The sequence below is a fragment of the Pseudomonas pudica genome, from assembly GCF_015680405.1.
Classification (GTDB): domain Bacteria; phylum Pseudomonadota; class Gammaproteobacteria; order Pseudomonadales; family Pseudomonadaceae; genus Aquipseudomonas; species Aquipseudomonas pudica.
Window position 1 is genome coordinate 37779 of sequence record NZ_JADLJS010000001.1, and the last position, 17007, is coordinate 54785.

13 protein-coding genes and 2 pseudogenes are annotated in these 17007 nt (G+C 55.1%); 5 read left to right on the forward strand and 10 right to left on the reverse strand.

What is annotated here, in order from left to right; translation table 11 throughout:
• Positions 1 to 71: 71 nt before the first annotated feature.
• A complete protein-coding gene (locus IRZ77_RS00205; RefSeq protein WP_046614989.1) occupies positions 72 to 1388 on the forward strand; it encodes a hypothetical protein in 1317 nt (438 codons plus the stop codon).
• A 137-nt stretch (positions 1389 to 1525) separates the two neighbouring features.
• Here IRZ77_RS00205 and calA read toward each other — a convergent pair whose 3' ends face one another.
• Together calA and IRZ77_RS00215 are read right to left on the reverse strand one after the other, a co-directional pair.
• Entirely contained in the window at positions 1526 to 2578 is a 1053-nt protein-coding gene (gene calA, locus IRZ77_RS00210) for a vanillin reductase (RefSeq protein ID WP_046614988.1), read from the reverse strand.
• Between the two features lie 674 nt (positions 2579 to 3252).
• Entirely contained in the window at positions 3253 to 3528 is a 276-nt protein-coding gene (locus IRZ77_RS00215) for a helix-turn-helix domain-containing protein (RefSeq protein WP_196172521.1), read from the reverse strand.
• Between the two features lie 877 nt (positions 3529 to 4405).
• Between IRZ77_RS00215 and IRZ77_RS27220 the strand changes: the two are divergent.
• Positions 4406 to 4693, forward strand: a pseudogene (locus IRZ77_RS27220) (IS66 family transposase); the annotation flags it as partial.
• A 304-nt stretch (positions 4694 to 4997) separates the two neighbouring features.
• Here IRZ77_RS27220 and IRZ77_RS00225 read toward each other — a convergent pair.
• Together IRZ77_RS00225 and IRZ77_RS00230 are read right to left on the reverse strand one after the other, a co-directional pair.
• Positions 4998 to 5366, reverse strand: a complete 369-nt coding sequence (locus tag IRZ77_RS00225; protein ID WP_196172523.1) for a histone-like nucleoid-structuring protein, MvaT/MvaU family — start codon at positions 5364 to 5366, stop codon at positions 4998 to 5000.
• A 300-nt stretch (positions 5367 to 5666) separates the two neighbouring features.
• The gene (locus IRZ77_RS00230) at positions 5667 to 6572 is read right to left on the reverse strand and encodes an AraC family transcriptional regulator (RefSeq protein WP_196172524.1); all 906 of its coding nucleotides are present in this window, start codon (positions 6570 to 6572) and stop codon (positions 5667 to 5669) included.
• A gap of 546 nt (positions 6573 to 7118) precedes the next feature.
• On the opposite strand from IRZ77_RS00230, the gene cfa reads away from it, so the two are divergent.
• The gene (cfa, locus tag IRZ77_RS00235; protein WP_196172525.1) at positions 7119 to 8285 is read left to right on the forward strand and encodes a cyclopropane fatty acyl phospholipid synthase; all 1167 of its coding nucleotides are present in this window, start codon (positions 7119 to 7121) and stop codon (positions 8283 to 8285) included.
• Positions 8286 to 8387: 102 nt separating this feature from the next.
• On the forward strand, positions 8388 to 9155 hold the full coding sequence (locus IRZ77_RS00240) for a sugar phosphate isomerase/epimerase family protein (protein ID WP_408003924.1): 768 nt from the start codon (positions 8388 to 8390) through the stop codon (positions 9153 to 9155).
• Positions 9156 to 9719: 564 nt separating this feature from the next.
• On the opposite strand, the gene IRZ77_RS00245 is transcribed toward IRZ77_RS00240, so the two are convergent.
• The 4 genes from IRZ77_RS00245 to IRZ77_RS00260 all read right to left on the reverse strand — a co-directional run bounded on the left by IRZ77_RS00245 (position 9720) and on the right by IRZ77_RS00260 (position 14485).
• Positions 9720 to 10454 (reverse strand): SDR family NAD(P)-dependent oxidoreductase, encoded by a 735-nt coding sequence (locus IRZ77_RS00245; protein ID WP_196172527.1) that lies wholly within the window; start codon positions 10452 to 10454, stop codon positions 9720 to 9722.
• 79 nt (positions 10455 to 10533) lie between these two features.
• Complete coding sequence (locus tag IRZ77_RS00250; RefSeq protein ID WP_196172528.1) at positions 10534 to 11610, reverse strand: zinc-binding dehydrogenase; 1077 nt, start codon at positions 11608 to 11610, stop codon at positions 10534 to 10536.
• A gap of 571 nt (positions 11611 to 12181) precedes the next feature.
• Positions 12182 to 13108 (reverse strand): LysR family transcriptional regulator, encoded by a 927-nt coding sequence (locus IRZ77_RS00255; RefSeq protein ID WP_196172529.1) that lies wholly within the window; start codon positions 13106 to 13108, stop codon positions 12182 to 12184.
• Positions 13109 to 13357: 249 nt separating this feature from the next.
• Positions 13358 to 14485, reverse strand: coding sequence for an alkene reductase (locus tag IRZ77_RS00260; protein WP_196172530.1), 1128 nt, complete (start codon positions 14483 to 14485; stop codon positions 13358 to 13360).
• 222 nt (positions 14486 to 14707) lie between these two features.
• Here IRZ77_RS00260 and IRZ77_RS00265 point away from each other — a divergent pair, with 222 nt between their 5' ends.
• The gene (locus IRZ77_RS00265) at positions 14708 to 15691 is read left to right on the forward strand and encodes a LysR family transcriptional regulator (protein WP_196172531.1); all 984 of its coding nucleotides are present in this window, start codon (positions 14708 to 14710) and stop codon (positions 15689 to 15691) included.
• On the opposite strand, the pseudogene IRZ77_RS26790 reads toward IRZ77_RS00265, so the two are convergent.
• Both IRZ77_RS26790 and IRZ77_RS00275 read right to left on the reverse strand, forming a co-directional pair.
• Positions 15688 to 16367, reverse strand: a pseudogene (locus tag IRZ77_RS26790) (IS5 family transposase); the annotation flags it as partial. The gene IRZ77_RS00265 and the pseudogene IRZ77_RS26790 sit on opposite strands and share 4 nt — an antisense overlap.
• A gap of 93 nt (positions 16368 to 16460) precedes the next feature.
• On the reverse strand, positions 16461 to 16919 hold the full coding sequence (locus IRZ77_RS00275; RefSeq protein ID WP_196172534.1) for a DMT family transporter: 459 nt from the start codon (positions 16917 to 16919) through the stop codon (positions 16461 to 16463).
• Between the last annotated feature and the right edge of the window lie 88 nt (positions 16920 to 17007).

The window sequence follows — 17007 nt, forward strand, 5'->3', positions numbered from 1 at the left end:
GCGAACCGGGCAGAAGGAGTAACATGCGCGCTTTGTACGAACGCGTATGCAACAAGGAGCCCGATCCGCTAATGGACCAGCAGCACACCCAGCAGCAGTGGCAGCAGGCGGTCATCGCCTATGCGCAGGCCGTCAACGACTATGTCGCGCAGGGCCGCGCGCAAGGTTGGGATGACCTGGAAGAGCCCCTGCCGCAAGCCACCGAGCATTTGCTCGATGCCTGGCTGCAAGCCTTGCAAGCAGCCAACCGGCCTGGCGTCGAAGCCTCCGAACAGCAAGCCTTCCGCGAAGCCTGGCCGCCCGCCCACCACCCATTGCTACCGCTGATCAAGGAGCACGGGCAAGGCATCGGCAACGTCCTGCTGCTGGAGGATGGCAGCCTGCTGGCACGCATCGGCATGCCGCATGACAAAGGCCAGGTGGTGCGCATTGACAATCTCGGGGTGACCCCGGTGATCGGCGTCGATCACTTCGGCCGCTGTCCGGCCCGGCGCTATTTCGCCCTGGCCAATGCAGAGGGCATACGCGTGACCGATGGCTGGGGGGGCCCGCAGGTGCTGCGCCTGAGCTGGCCCACGGGGCTGGAGGGGTTGCCGCCGGGTTACCCGTTCGAGCCATTCGAACTGCCGCCCACGCCGTCCGCACTGATCCCCTTCCCGGATGGCCAGCGGGTGCTGCTGGTGAGTGCCGAGGGTATCTTCCTGCTGGCCCGCCACGGCGCGACCCGCTTGCTGCCGCAACAGGCGCGGGTGCTCGACGAACTGGACGAAGGCACCGACCCGGACGACATCAGCCTCGGGCTGAGCATGGAGCATGGTGCGGTGTCGGTGGATGGCCGGTTGATCGTGGTCGGCGAACAAGGCAGCCGTCACCTGGTACTGGACGACCAGCTCAGGCCCGTAGCAGCAATCGGCCCGGCCAGCGAGTATCCGCACTTTGCGCTGTTCAACCACGCGGGTGACCAGTTGATAGTCAATGCCTGCCATTTCTACAGCGGTGCCACACTTGCCGTCAGGGTGGCCGACTTGCCGGGGTTGGACACCGACTACTACAGCCAGGATCCACGTACCCCGCTGGTACAGGATGGTGCACGGGTGTATGCCGGCGTGGCGCGCGACGGTGAGTACATCGTGGGGGATGCCTATGGTTACCTGCGGGCGTTTGGCGAAGATGGCGTGGAGCATTGGCAGCATTACCTCGGGTCGACCATCAGTGCGCTGGATATCAGTGCTGACGGGCGTACGCTGGTGGCAGCGAGCCATGCCGGGTTTGTTTCGGTGGTTGCCCTGGATAGCGGGCGGCCTGCCTGGCAGATCGGTACCGGGGCGCATGGCGAGGTACGGCGGTGGTTGTTCTGGAAAGGCTGGGACAGGGCATTGGCCTGGTAACAGATCCAGCGTCTTCATTGCCTGTGCCGGCCTCTTCGCGGGTAAACCCGCTGCCACAGGCAAATCACAGCTCACGAAGCCTGTGCTGTACCTGTGGGAGCGGACGAGCCTGCGAAGAGGCCGGGACAGGCAACCAATCAGCCCTGCAAAGTGGCCATGTCGATCACGAACCGGTACTTCACGTCCCCGGCAATCATCCGCTCATACGCCTGGTTGATATTGCGGATATCCAGCAACTCGATATCACAACGAATCCCGTGCTCGGCACAGAAATCCAGCACTTCCTGTGTCTCGGCAATTCCGCCGATCAATGACCCCGCCAGCACCCGACGCTTCATCACCAGATTGGCCGCGTGCACCGCCGGGTCGATCGGCTCGATCAGGCCGACCAGGATGTGTACACCATCGAATTTCAGGGTTTCCAGGTACGGGTTGAGGTCGTGCTGCACCGGGATGGTGTCGAGCAGGAAGTCGAAACGGCCCGCCGCGGCGTGCATCTGCTCGGCATCGGTGGACACGATCACATGGTCGGCACCCTGGCGAAGGGCTTCCTCGGCCTTGCCCTGGGAACGGGTGAACAGGGTCACTTCGGCGCCAAGGGCTTTGGCCAGCTTGATAGCCATGTGGCCCAGGCCGCCCATGCCGAGGATGCCGATCTTGTGACCAGGGCCGACACCGTGGTGCTTGAGCGGCGAATAGGTGGTGATGCCGGCGCAGAGAATTGGCGCGGCGCTGGGCAGGTCCATGCCGGCCGGGATGCGCACCACGAAGTGCTCGCTGACCACGATGCTGCTGGAGTAACCGCCCATGGTGTTGCTACCGTCGACCCGGTCCGGGGTGGCGTAGGTCATGGTCGGGCCTTCCAGGCAATATTGCTCCAGGTCCTTGGCACAGGCTTCGCAGTGGCGGCATGAGTCGACCATGCAGCCAACGCCGACCAGGTCGCCGACCTTGTGCGCGGTCACTTTGTCGCCCACCGCAGTGACGCGGCCGATGATCTCGTGGCCAGGCATCAGCGGGTACACGGCGATGCCCCATTCGTTGCGCGCCTGGTGAATGTCGGAGTGGCACACGCCGCAGTACAGGATATCGATGGCGACGTCGTCAGGGCGCGGGCTGCGACGTTCGAAGGTCATGGGAGCCAGAGGGCTGGTGGGGGTCTGGGCGGCGTAACCGATGGCGGTGTACATGCAGGGCCTCGCTATGAAGTGAAACGATTCAGGCTGCGCATTCTGCGCGCCATGCGTGGCTCCGCCCACGGCTGATTCTCCGGTATCGATGCCTGATTCTCCGAAGATGCCATGCAACATCTGGCGCCGAGCGTTCATTCTGCGATGATCAAACTGTCTGATCCTCTGCCCAGGTCCATCATGCAATTGACCCGACACGTCGACGCCAATGCGCCGCTTTGCACACTGATCCGCAGCCTCGCCACGCGCCCGGGCCCCATTTTTCAAGATGTATGGAACTGTCGTCAAAATGACTGAACATTAAGAGCAAAAAATGAATGATTAGCGCCCATTGCGTAAATTATAATTTACGGCGACAGACTAGCTTAGAAAGACATAAGTGTATTGTTTGGCAGCGCCCCGCTCCATCCATTCTCCCAGCGTGCAGTCTTGGCTAGTGCTGGCCAGGATTCGTCCACGATTCTCGGTGCAATTGCATGCGCAGACCTATGGAAAAAGGGAAGCAGCGGCGGAGGCCATAGGCATTTGGATGTAGAAGGGGCCACCTTAGCCATGGAATGATCTACGCATGGCTACGCTGCTCCCCGAAGCCTGTTCTAAGTGAGCAGCGTGATGGTAGTCAATCCAGGTCAGAATGAACACTATAGCGCTCATTTTTGGCACTGGATCGCCCTTCAAACTTCGAGAGCCTCCTTTCTGACCTGCTCGATCAGCCCGTCTAAGCCAACATCTGGGTTTTGGATCAGGTAAGCAGACACGATGAGGCTAAGTGGGTGGATACCTATGCGGCCAGCCAAGTCTTCGATTTTTTGAATAGTCGGAGCCTTGAGTCCTCGTTCGAGCGAGCTCACGTAGGTTCGACTGCTGACTACTGCAAAATCTTCCTGGGTGAGGTCGTGAAGAATGCGCATGCGCCGCAGAGCCTCACCCAAGGATTCACGAATTTCCATCAACATTCCTCAGAAAAGGAATGATGAAGCGCTATCGAACACGATAGGACTACAACCTATAGTGTTCACTGTGAGATAATTTGCGGTTTCCAGCCTTGGTGACTGATCGCCTAGGGATATGCAGCGCTCAGTGGAGCCCGTTTTGATCTATTTGTCCGAATCTCACACCCGTACTGTTCGTACTGGTTCTTATTGTGAAATTGAGGGGATGTGCTTTTGGGTAACCTTGCGATCACTTTTCAACGATGGAAGCGAGCGTGCAGCTGTCATTGAGGATGCTTACGAACTCAACGTTTTCCTTAACCAGGCAACGGACGTCGAGATCGCGCACGTGCAAATGCTATGCCCTCCGTCAATCAGTGGCCGCCCGCACTGGAGCTTGGAAGAGCTTCGTAAGGTTGTGATTCACCGAGGGCTTGACTGCTCGCAAAGCGCGGTTATTTATGAGACCGCGGTGGCCACCTACAAACTAGGAGATCTCGACTTACGCCTGCGAAAACGGTCACATGCGTTGTACTCGGCGCGAAACCTGAAAACGCGAATCGCAAGCGCGGCCATTCCACCTGAATCTGCTGAAGAACCGCGGTTATACGCGCAGTTTTAATCTAGGAGCGTAACCCCACGTTGTCAGGTGAAACCCGTCCAGGATGCGGTTTCGGCTCTGCAAGCGTACCTTTTCGGCAATTGGCTGTTAACTTAATAAAGATAATCACAATGACACCCGCAGCCATTCTTCTGATACCCCTGCTTGCCTCGCGTTAGAAAGATGGTAAGCCTCCGGCGAGCTCACTTTCCGAACTCCAGTTTTAAGGGCGATGGTCTCCGCGCATCTTTAATGCGGGCGCGATCGCCCTTATCGCCAGGCCTGCTCTAATGCTACAAGTTTTCCAAGCGCAGCGAGTAAATCAGCCCGGAGCAAGGCAGCTAGCTGGATGACCTGATCGATACAGATCTTGATCCTATCGAGGCCGATCTAATACAGCTTCTTCCCGCTTCGTTACAGGCAGAGCCACGGCAATCGCCCAAGCGTGAGCATTTGCCGCCGCAGTTTCCGCGCACCGTGAATCGTCACAAACCAGAAAGCACTGAATGCGTCTGTGGCTGCCAACCACAGCGCATCGGCGAAGACGGCAGCGAGAAGCTTGATTTCACGCCAGAAGTATTTTTGCTCAATGTTGGACGAGTCCTTCAGGAGCAAAAAAAGCAGGCACAAAAAAACCACCAAAAGGTGGTTTTTTTGTGCTTTGGCATTCCCAAGGCGAAATCAGCAACCGTGCTGACTCCTAACCAAGTGGTCTGTGACGGATGGTAAGCGATTTCGATTCATCCATCAAGGCGGAAGGCCTCTGTTCAAGGTGGTAAAAATTGATAGGTATCGTGAGGTACGTGCGCAGATTGCGAACTATCTCTTGTCAAAAGCCGTCTCGCAGGACGGCTTTTGGTACCTCATTTTTGACTTACAGGAAAGCTCATCGGGCGACCCAGCTCTCCACCTCATCAGCCCCGTACTCAGCTTTCCATTCCTTAAGCAGCTTGTGATTACCACCTTTGGTCTCGATGATCTCGCCGTTATGCGGGTTTTTGTACTGCTTAACCTGGCGTGCACGGCGCGGGGCTCTCTCAACATCAGATGGAGCGGCAGAGCGACGGCTAGCTTGAGGATCCAAGATGTTGATGACATCGCGCAGGCTATAGCCATACTTCGCGAGCAGGTCGCGCAGCTTGGTCTCGAATTCGATTTCTTTTTGAAGCTCAGAGGAACCCTTCATTTCCTCCAGCTCGGCCAGCTGCGCGGCCAATTTCTGTTCGAGCTGACGAAACTCTGCCAGACGTGACATAAATACCCCTAAATACCAGATGAATTGTTGGTTTACTTTAATACAGTTGGGCACAGTCTACTCAGGTTTTCAAGAATGAATGATCAATCCCCTGGCATTTCGCAACGCGAGCGTTGCCTTTCGTACCTAGATCGCGCCACTATCACGAGAGAGAAGGCGCGGATGATTTGAGCTAGTAGAGATGTGCTAGAAAGCGCGAGCATCGGCCGGTCTGCCCAATGCTGAAAAAGCTCTGCGTTCAGAGTTAATCGGAGAGTCCCTAGGTTTTCACAAAGTCTGCCTGCCGGCGCCTCTCGCGTTTCACGCTGAAATCTTCAACTGTACCCTTTCCTCCCCCGGGCTTCGGTCGAAATAGCGTTTGTACTCACGGCTGAATTGCGACGTGCTCTGATACCCCACCCGATGAGCCACCTGTCCGACCGCCATGCTCTCGCCGATCAGCATTTGCTGGGCTTTCAAGAGACGTAGGCGTTTCAGATACTGCACCGGAGATAGGAGTGTGGTGCGCTTGAAATGCTCATGAAAGGTCGAGGCGCTCATGTTGGCACACCCGGCCAGTTCATCCACGCTCAACGCCTCGGCATAGTGATTGCGCAGGTGCTGTAGCGCCGCAGCGATTCTCGCGAAATGCCCCTGTTGCTCGACCAGCGCCCGCAACACCCCGGCTTGCGGGCCACGCAGTGCGGCATACAGCACCTCGCGCACCAGCGACGGCCCCAATACCTGGCGATCCATTGAGTCGTGCAAGCATCGCAGCAAGCGCTCCACGCTCTCACGCATTTGCACATCTAGCTCGGCAGAGGTCATGGATTCCGGTGTCTGCGCCTTGACCGAAGCATCCGCTGGCAACCCCATGGCATGCACCAGATCTCCCAGCACTAGCCGGTCGATCGACACCGACACCCCGTACAGCGGCTCTTCGGGCGTGGCGAAGGTTTCGCACATGAACGGCACCGAGAGCGCCTGCACCAGATAATGCCCAGCTCCGTATTCGAAGGTGCGCGACCCCAGGCGTGCGAGTTTGCTGCCCTGCGCGAGGATGATCAGGCTCGGCTCGTAGATCTGCGGGCTGCTGGCCACGTAATCGCTCCAGGACAGCGTTTGCACGCCGGGCAAACCGGTGTTGAGAAAACCGGGTGTGTGGGAAAGCGGCTTGATCAGCGACACCAGGGTTTCGTTTACGTCGGAGCGGGAAGTTAGAATCATGGGTGACCATACAGAGGATTAGACAATGACATGATCCCAGATCTGCGCCTACGCGTATCACCCGGCCGTCCAAATTCGGAGGATTAGGCATTATTCACGTGGGAACGGACATGGCCCCCTTCACGGCTGCGGAAAGCACCGCCCCAACACCAGCATTTTAGATGTGCACAGCCATCGCTTGCGCCGCCAAGTCGGCTATAGCTCTCTCGATCCCATGACCTTCAACCGTCACAGCCCGTGGCTATCGAAATCCCCTACTGGAGCGTATGGGTCAGTACCGCCCTGCAACTGCTAACCAAGACTGTCCTTTCTGGAGGGCAGTTAGCCAGCGTTTCATTCCCTTCGTACACTCCTTCTGGATGGAGCAACTTGCTGACTAAATTTCCAAAGTGTAGGGATTTTTCTCCATTAATAGGTGGTCGATGTGCGCGTATCCTCTTTGGGGAATCGCCCTTGGAGATACAGCGGCCCCATATCGATGCATTACTTCTGGTCCCGTTGAATATCTAGGGCGCCCCGAAACCCTGGCAGGAAGGAAGAGGCTCGTTGAGTACAGAATCAGCACAACCTACGCCCCAGGAATTTGCCCCTCGGAATAATTTTGATCAAAAAGCCCTTGAGCTGCTTTCCAACGCCGGCATTACCATAAATGGGCCTTCTGCGTGGGACATCCAGCTTCTCAGACCTGGAGTACCACAGCGCGCATTCTCTCAAGGTAACCTAGGGCTCGGAGAGGCCTACGTTGAAGGTGCGTGGGAAGTAAAGGCGTTGGATCAATTTTTCCACAAGCTCCTTTCAACGCGGCTCACAGACAACATCAAGCCTCTGAAGCTTTTAATCCCCGCGCTGGCAGCTAGATTCCTAAACCTGCAGAGCGTTGGCCGATCGAGGCAAGTTGGAGAACAGCACTACGATCTCGGCAACGACTTCTATTCAAAAATGCTCGACTCGCGATTGACTTACACCTGCGGGTACTGGGAGCACGCAAACACTTTGGAGGAAGCTCAAGAAGCCAAGCTTGAACTGATCTGCAGAAAGCTAAAGCTCAAGCCAGGCATGCGAATCTTGGACATTGGATGTGGTTGGGGTAGCTTCATGTCCTATGCGGCCGAGCGTTATCAAGTGCAAGCCGTCGGTGTCAGCATATCCAAAGAACAGGTTCGATGGGCGCAAGAGCGCTATTCACACCTTGATCTCGAATTCCGCCTACAAGATTACAGGTCATTAAACGAGCAATTTGATGCAATCGTTAGTGTTGGCATGTTTGAGCATGTTGGCCGGAAAAATCACAGAATCTTCATGGAAGTTGCTCATCGCTGCCTTGCGTCAGAGGGTCTCTTTTTACTTCACACCACCGGCAAGAATCACCGGAACTCATCTCCGGATCCGTGGATCGACAAATACATTTTTCCTAATGGGGACTTACCGTCGATCGGCCAAATGGGGGATGCCATGGACGGCCTCTTCGTTGCTGAAGATCTGCATAACTTTGGGGCTGACTATGACAAAACGTTGATGGCTTGGCATGCGAAATTTGAGAAGGCTTGGCCCGCATTTGAAGGCGAGCTAGGTGAACGCTTCTATCGCATGTGGCGCTATTACCTTCTCTCGTGTGCCGGCGCATTCAGGGCGAGGGATATCCAGCTGTGGCAATGGGTATTATCGAAAACTGGCGTGGCCGGCGGCTACCGTCGTCCGACACTGCTTGCCTGATAAATATCAACCCTTCCCGACCCACTTTCAGCGCTATCTGATTCTGTCGCCCATGTGAAGGGGCAGCGCCCGGAGGACTCAATGCATCACTCGATACATGCAATGGATTTTATCTTTCAGACCAATCTCGGCACCTATTCCCTGCAGGCGCAATGCGAAATGTTATCCGAGCTCGGTTATCAAGGCTTGAAGGTGTCCTCATGGAGCAGCGAGCTGGAGCACCTGGCCAAAGTGCAATCTACATGGGGACTAGAGGTAGGGGCTGTGTACGCGATTTACAGGCCGGGCCTTGAAAGCCGGCTGATTCGCTTGGCCGAATCGCTTGAAGGTTGCCAGTGCATCCAGCTGGCTCTGCACTCAGGAACCTCAATCACGGAAGGCGACGTGCGGATGATTGAAGCCTTGCTTCCCATCTGTGAACGCCGCGGAATCCAAATCGCCCTATACCCGCATGTCCGATACGGTATGCAAACAACAAGTGAAGCCGTTCAGTTGTGCGAGATGTTCAATCATCCAAATCTGGGAATAGTGTTTAACGGATACCATTGGTATGCCGCTAAGGAGGGCTCGCTGGAGGATCGTCTGGACGCGCTCTGGCCATGGCTCAAGGACGTCATCATTGCTGGATCGAGCCTGTCCCCTCTTGGCTGGGGAGGCGTAGCTACGATAGAACCACTCGACTCAGGCGAGGTAGACAACTTCGTTATCCTCGGGGGATTGCGTCGCCGAGGCTACACCGGAACCATTGCCTTTCTCGGCTGGGAGGGGATGGGTGGTAACGTCTACAACAACCTCCGTCGATCCCGAGATGCTTTCCGGGAAATGGAGCTCAGATATGAGGCCCATCCTGACTGGGTCCTGATGCGGTAACACTTTAATCGAGCAGGGGGCGGATCATAACCAGCCGCCCTCTCATACCACCGTGCCGACGGTCCCTACCCGTGGGTAGACGACGGTTCAAGTTGCTCGGCTGACCGCCACGTTCTATGGCTTGGGCTGACTTCTGCACGCTCATCCCGTCCCCTCACGATGCGCAGTAGCACAGTGACAAACGTGCAGATCTCCCAGGGCAATCCGCGTGAGCTTTTTGCTTATGCCTCTCGGGTCTACGTCGTAGCGCTCCGAGGATGCATTGGGCTTTGAAGATATTTGCCTTCTTAACCCGCTATGCAGCCTCCGCCTTCCTGTTCGTCATGGCAGCATTCTGCCTCGGGATTAATTCAGATTCGCAGGCACCCGCGACACACTTACCCCTGGCTAACGCTTCCCCTGACCGGGTGTGTAGAGGACTTCCATCTCGACTCCCCCCTTGGTCACCACAGCCAACCGGGTTGCGCTGACGCGCAACCTGCCATGCCTTGCGCACAAATTAAAAGGGAGAGGATTTCTCCTCTCCCTCCGATCACCGCAACCTGCCGTTAAACACCACCAACTTCAGATAGACCAACCGCCATCGATCGCAACCTCAGCGCCGGTAATGAAAGAGCTCTGATCGCTGGCCAGGAAGCCGGCGAGGTGAGCGATTTCCTCTGGAGTGCCGTGACGTCCTAGTGGGGCTTCGACGGCACCGCGGTGGTTTACCTCGTCGGCATTTTCTTTGAGCATGTCCGTCGCAATGAAACCTGGATGGATGGAGTTGACGCGAATACCATCCTTCGCAAGCTCCGCTGCAGCCACTTTGGTCATGCCTCGAACAGCCCATTTCGTTCCGCCATAGGCAATGGCATTGGCAAAACCACGCAAACCAGCGATGGATGAGATGTTGATGATCACACCTCCGCCCTTTCGCTTGATGACTCGAGCGCCATGCTTGAGACCCAGCAAAACGCCAAGCTGATTCACCTCATACATCACGTTGGCAAGCTCTGGGGTGGTCTCATCGATCTTGCCCGTTCGATAGATGCCAGCATTATTCACTAGTACGTCGAAATCACCGAAGTGCTTCACCGCATCGTTGATTGCCGATTCCCAAGCAGACTCTTTCGTCACGTCGAGGTTGATGTACATGGCTCGTTCACCTAGCTGATCAGCTAGGGCCTGCCCCTGATCATCAAGGACGTCACAAATGACGACGCGCGCCCCTTGCTCGACGAAGTAACGCGCCTCAGCAGCGCCCTGCCCCCGTGCAGCACCAGTGATGAAGATGGTTTTGTTCTGCAGCAATGCCATAGTATTTCTCCACTATATTGTTATTTTATCGGGCGGAAATAGACACTTCTAACTCTATGAGGTTGTTCGCCCAGAGACGTTAAGACTCACTGACTTTTACAAGAATCTTCATTTCATCGCCTGCTGGGTCCAGAAGTTTCTCAAATCCTTTCTCTACAATGTCGTCCATAGCGATCTGAGAGGTCATTACCTTCTCGACAGGCAGAACACCGCTCTCAATCATCGACGCAACTCTCGGGAAGCTATAGGAAGGCCAGCACCAGGTCGCTTCGACGGTGAGATCTTTCAACGCCCACTTCATTGCATCAATAGTTGCCGGGGCAGAATGAAGGCCGGCTTGAACCACAACGCCTTGACGCCGTACGGCATCCACACAGGCGGTTAGCGATTTTTCGGCCCCGACGCATTCGATGGCGGCATCTACTCCAACGCCGTCTTCGGTCAGATCTTGGATCTGCTCAAACCATGTTGGATCGCGAGGGTCGATCACAATGCAATCCGGCACCAACTCGCGAGCCTTCTTCGCCCTGTTTGGATTGACTTCGGATACAAAGATGCGGCTCGCGCCAGCGGCTTTAGCCCCCAGCAGCGACAGAGCACCAATCGGGCCAAGTCCAGAGATAAGCACCGAGCTACCTGCCACCACGCGCCCCCTATCCAGCGCATATAGCGCTACCGCGGCCGGTTCGATCATGGCTGCCTGGGTATCTGAAATCGATTTGGGTACGGGGATAGCGTTATAGCTTTTGATGACCGCCAGTTCGCCCATTCCACCCCACTGCCAAGACAAGCCAATACACGCCTGGCATGGGCTCAGGTGAAACAGACCACGCCGCCCGTAGTAGTCATCACGTGGAGAGATCAGCGGCTGAACGGTAATGCGATCACCTGGACGAACGTGGTGAACATCCTTTCCGGTGTCTACAACGATCGCTGAAAACTCATGGCCCAAGATCTGCGGAAGTACCGCTCCGCTATAGGCATGTGGCTTGCCTGGAGTGACGATTGGGCCGCCGACATATTCATGAAGGTCTGTTCCACAGATACCGCACACCAGCGGCTTGACCAGTAGCTCGTCAGCTTCCAGGGGTTTGCTTGGAGCACTAACTTCTTCGACTCGTACATCACGTTTCGCGTGAAAACGAACAGCCTTCATTTCATTCTCCTGAATATAACAAGCTCATTAAGAGCTATTACAACTGAAAGGAAATTTAACAGACAGCAATCCAATCAACATTTAGCTAACAGGAATTCGAAGAACCCTTAAAAACAGCAACTGCTGCTCACTGGCATGAATAGTTTCTTCGGGATTGGTTCAGATCCGTCGATGCTAGGTCAGCAATCAATAGCGCGGGTGGTTGACCACAATAATAGGCAGGCAGTCGAGGTCTAATGAGAGAGGAGAGAAAAGATGTGTATGCTGGCCCGATAGCAGTAATGAAGGTTTGAGGGTCCATCTTCGGCGGTGTGAACACACCTAGGGCAGTAACTCGGATCATGCTCTGTACCTTTGTTGTTATGTGGGAGAGCTATAGATTTATGATAGGAGGCACGGTACCAATCAGGAACATCAAATTTTGAAAACAGTTTTTCTTTCGTGGAACAGTTGGGATAATTCCTTACAAAACAATCAGTTGAATGCAATCGACTCGCGCCAGCCTGATGCCCCATAGCTCGGCTGAAATGATCGAGAATCAAACCAGCTGACAGCGAGTTACGGGTATCTGCTAAAGAGCAGTTTGTCGAGTCCAATAACGCTCATACTGGTGATGCGCAAATGCCTCGGAAATGAAATCGATGAATAATCTCGTCTTCACAGGCATGAACCTACGTTCCTGATAGGCGATATTGATAGTAAGACGAGGCAAATCCCAGTCATCGAGCACAGGAATCAGACGTCCCGCAATCAAATCTTCGTAGACAATATAAGTGGGCTGAACAAGTATGCCAGCTCCTGCCAAAGCCGCCGCACGGACGATTTGTCCGTCGTTCGTTTCAAGCGCGGGATCTACTTTGAAAACCTTTTTCTCTCCATCTTTAGTAAACACCATCTCCCTTGGTTTATTCGCATGGCTGTAGATCAGAAGATCATGCTTTGCGAGGTCTTCCACCGAGGTGGGCTTTCCGTGGGTACGCAGGTAATCCGGCGATGCCGCAAGAACCCGTCGGGTCTCAGCCAGGCGACGCACCGTGATGTTGGAATCTGGTTCGAACTCTCGAGTCCGGAAGGCTAGGTCGATCCCAGTATCCATGATTTCATAGTACTGGTTGGTCCCTACGACGACGACTTTGATCTTTGGGTACTTGCGCCTGAACGCTGGGACTAGAGGGGCGATGTGGAGCATCGCGAATGAAATGGATGCGGTGACCGTCAGCGTTCCACTCGGATCGCTAACCGCGTTGGCCATAGATGTCTCCGCATCCTTGAGGTCACTCAATAGGCTTTTACAGCGGGTCAGAAATTCCACACCAGCAGGCGTCAAGGCCAATCGACGGGTGTTCCTCTCCACCAGACGAACACCGAGCCTCTGTTCGAGCGCCGCAAGGTGCCTACTTGCTGATGCATTAGAAATGTCGAGCAATTCCGCTGCTTTGCTCAAGGTGCCTAATTCAGCAGTGTGAACGAATAGTTCAAGCTCGGTGAGTCTATCCATCAACAAGTACCGCCATTATCGTTATTTTATTGGTTCTACGTGATCGCGAGCCCATTGCTCAGCTCACCGGCATAAAACCGGGATTTGCTGACGCTGATTGCTCCAGCCGCTATCCCTACAGCTCTGGCTGTCGGGATCCCTGCATTTCTGCATCATCAGGTGCGATGCCGACTTTGGGATCGTCATCGCACCTGCTATCGACCACCTGATTTATGTTGCTAATTGTCCGAGATGCCAATAGCTAAGCTTTCACGCCTCAGCAACGTATGGCGGATAATCGATGTAGCCTTCCAAGCCACCACCGTAATAGGTTTCCTTGTTGGCAACTGCCAGTGGCCAACCATTTTTCAGCCGCACCACAAGATCAGGGTTCGCGATGAATGGTTGACCAAAAGCAGGCAAGTCGATCAAACCGCTTTCTACCAATTCTTGAGCACGCTCGAGCGTTAGGTCTCCAGCGAGGATCAATGCAGTGTCTTTGAGACCTTTACGGCAACTGCGCAGCAGTGCTCGCAACGCTTCGTCTCGGGCAACGGCACTTTCGGACCGTAGGAAGAAATTGGTCTGGTCCATCACATGAACGTATGCGATGCCTCGTTCGCCCAAGCCTGCACACAGTGCGCTGTAGGTTTGATCGATCTCATCGTAAAGCGGCATGTCCATGAGTTGGCCATAAGGCGAGATACGAATGCCTACGCGCCCGGCGCCGATGCGAGCACATACGGCGTCTACTACCTCAAACGCGAATCGCAGACGATTCTCCAAGCTTTGCGCGCCATACTGATCGTCACGGTCGTTAACCTTGGGATTGATGAACTGCTCGAAGAGGTAGCCGTTCGCGCCATGCAGCTCAACACCATCGAAGCCAGCCTCAATTGCGTTTTCAGCAGCCTTTACGAAGTCTTGTACCACCCGGCCCACTTCTTCAGTACTTAGAGGTTTCGGCTTGGAAGTCGCCACAAAGCCTGGCTCTCCATCTTCACCATATCCGAACGCTACGGCACCCTCTGCAGTCTTGCTGCTCGCACTGACCGGAGCAGAGCCCTCGACCTGGATCGACGTGTGTGAAACGCGCCCTACGTGCCAGAGCTGGGCAAAGATTTTACCGCCGGCGCTGTGGACAGAGTCGGTAACCAGCTTCCACCCGGCAATTTGCTTAGAGGTGAAGATTCCAGGGTTGAACAGATAGCCCTGGCCCTCACGGGAGATAGGCGTGCCTTCGGATACGATGAGACCGGTCGTTGCACGCTGGGTGTAATACAAAGCGGTCGCCTCGGTTGCAATATCTTCCGGGGATCGCGAGCGGGTCATTGGCGCCATCACGAAGCGATTGCGCAGGGTGATGTCACCAATACGGATTTCTTCAAACAGATTCACAATGCAATCTCCAAATGCCCATTCATAGACTTGCGCCGCGATCCTTCCGGCCCCTCCCTGCGACGAGCACCATTGGTAGGGAGGAGTGGGAAGAAACGTAAACAACCTTCCTTGAGGCTTAACGCGGAGCGCCATGTGAGTTAGCCTATTGGAGAAATGGCCATCGATTCTCGCCATATTTTCTCAAGTGCTTGGAAAAAAATTCCACAACGGAGAGGCTTCATGTTTTCGTCTGAACGGCTAAAGGGCATCGACGTCTTCGTAGCGGTGACAGACTCAGGCAGCTTCACAGCTGCAGCTGAGCGCCTCAACCTGACCAGTTCTGCCGTCAGCAAAAGCGTTGCACGCCTTGAAGGTCGACTAGGAACCCGGTTGTTTAGCCGAACAACCAGACGTCTCGCGTTGACTGAGGCAGGCGTGGCTTTTTACAGAACGTGCACCGGCGTTCTTGCAGATCTTGAAGAGGTTGAACACGCGATCATTTCCGAGGGCAACGAACCGCACGGTAAAGTCAGAATAGATTTGCCCGCCTCATACGGACGACTTCACGTTTTGCCGCTGATTCTCGAATTCGTGAAGTTCCATCCCCTCTTGCAGCCCCACATTTCATTCTCAGACCGGTTCATTGACCCCGCCCACGAAGGGATTGATATCGTGGTGCGCATCGGAGGGGGTGATGCATGGCCAGCGGCGCTGGGCCATGAATATTTTGGTTCTCAACGATTGATCTTTTGCGCCTCCCCTGCCTACGTTGAAGCGCATGGTTCACCAAAGACTGAACGAGATTTGGACAACCACCACTGTATTGGCTACGGCCTAACAGATGGCATGGTGAGTCCCTGGTATTTCAAAGGCCGATTACCTGGCGATGTGGAACGAAGAATTGTCCAGACGCGCATCGCAGTGGGTGACGGTGAAGGTGAGGTGTCTGCCATTTTGGCCGGACATGGTATAGGGCAGTTGCCAACTTGGCTGATCCAAAAATACCTTGATGCCGGCTCCATGGTTGAGGTGTTGCCTGATTTGGCACTCGACAGCATGCCGATGAACCTGATCTGGTTGAAAAGCCGCGAAGGACTACCCAAAGTGAGGGCGCTACTCGATTACCTCCGGCCTCGCCTTTCCACTCATGGAGCGAACTCGATTCCGTATATCCCGAAGCCCTCGCTAGGTGAAGCTCCGCCGCTCAAGCCTGAGAAAAGCTAGGTGCTATACGAAAAGAGTTCTCGGAAAACACCGCATAGAACAAGCCAGTGAGACCATGGAGGCCTAGCTTTTCGCAAGTTTGTCAGAACGTGTCACGACCCGGTGAGTTTCTTTCAGCCAGCCAAACATGCGCTCGATGGTGTTGCGTGGCCAATATTTGGACCGATCAAACAGTCTTGGTAAGCCAGGCTTGGGTTTGCGCTTAATCGAGCTTAGCGGGATGACAGGGTGCATCCGGAATGTTCGCAGTAGCTGCACGACGCTTCGGCGTCGTGCCCCTTGTCGGCAAGCAGCCAGTTACAGCGTTAACGCAGACGACCACGTGGGTGTGAGGAAATACTAACTCCGTCCAGCAGTGGCTGGGCGTAGCTGATGTCACTGACTTGACCGCCAGGAAGAAGGAAGTGCAATAGTGCCACATCGGCGACGAAGAGCATGTGGATCTTAGTTGTCAGGTCGCTGCGACTGTAGCCTAGAGCGTGATCGGCAGACAGGTCAGGCCGCTTTTTTTCCGAGCTCCAGATGAGGCTCGGGTTGCGCATACTGCGGTTGAAAGGATCATTCAGGCTTCCAGATCGATCAAACCCTGCTCATTCAATCTCAGGTGCAGACGTTTGAAAATCTGATCGGATGCGCCGTAATTTCGCCAATCCCGAAACCCTTGATACACCGTTGATCACAGGTCGAAGCACTCCGGCCCAGAGCCTAGGAACGCTGAATTGATCCCACTGACGACATCCGCGAAGAAGGTTTTCATAGGGGAATCAGCTTATGAACGATTCTCGACGCTCAAGCCCATTAGCACAGCGCCGCTGATCAAAAACAAGGCGGCTAGGACGCGCTGAGTGTTCAAGGGCTGAAGCGGCAGACCGAACCATCCAAGACGATCAAGCGCAATCGCAGCTACGACTTGGCCAACCATGATCAGCGCCATCATGCTTGCAGCGCCAATCCTTGGAACAACGGCTGCTGTTGCCGAAAGGATAATCGCACCGCATATCCCACCGATCCAGGCCCACCAAGGCAACCCACCCATTTGGGCGGGACGTGGCCATGGCTTATTAGCGAGAAGAGCGACAACAATCAAAATGGCCGTCAGTATCAAAGCAGACAGCGCCGCCGCCCAAATTGGCCCTCCTATAGCGCGTCCTAGGCGGGCGTTGACCACTGCCTGGAGCGGCATCATGGATCCGGCGAAGATGGCGAAAAGTAAAAACACAACGTGCATCCAACAATGCTCCTGCAGCCGTTTCACTCTGCCTCTGCAGCTGATTCCAAACCGCGACTTGGAGCGGAACCCCAAGCCGCGTTCGGAT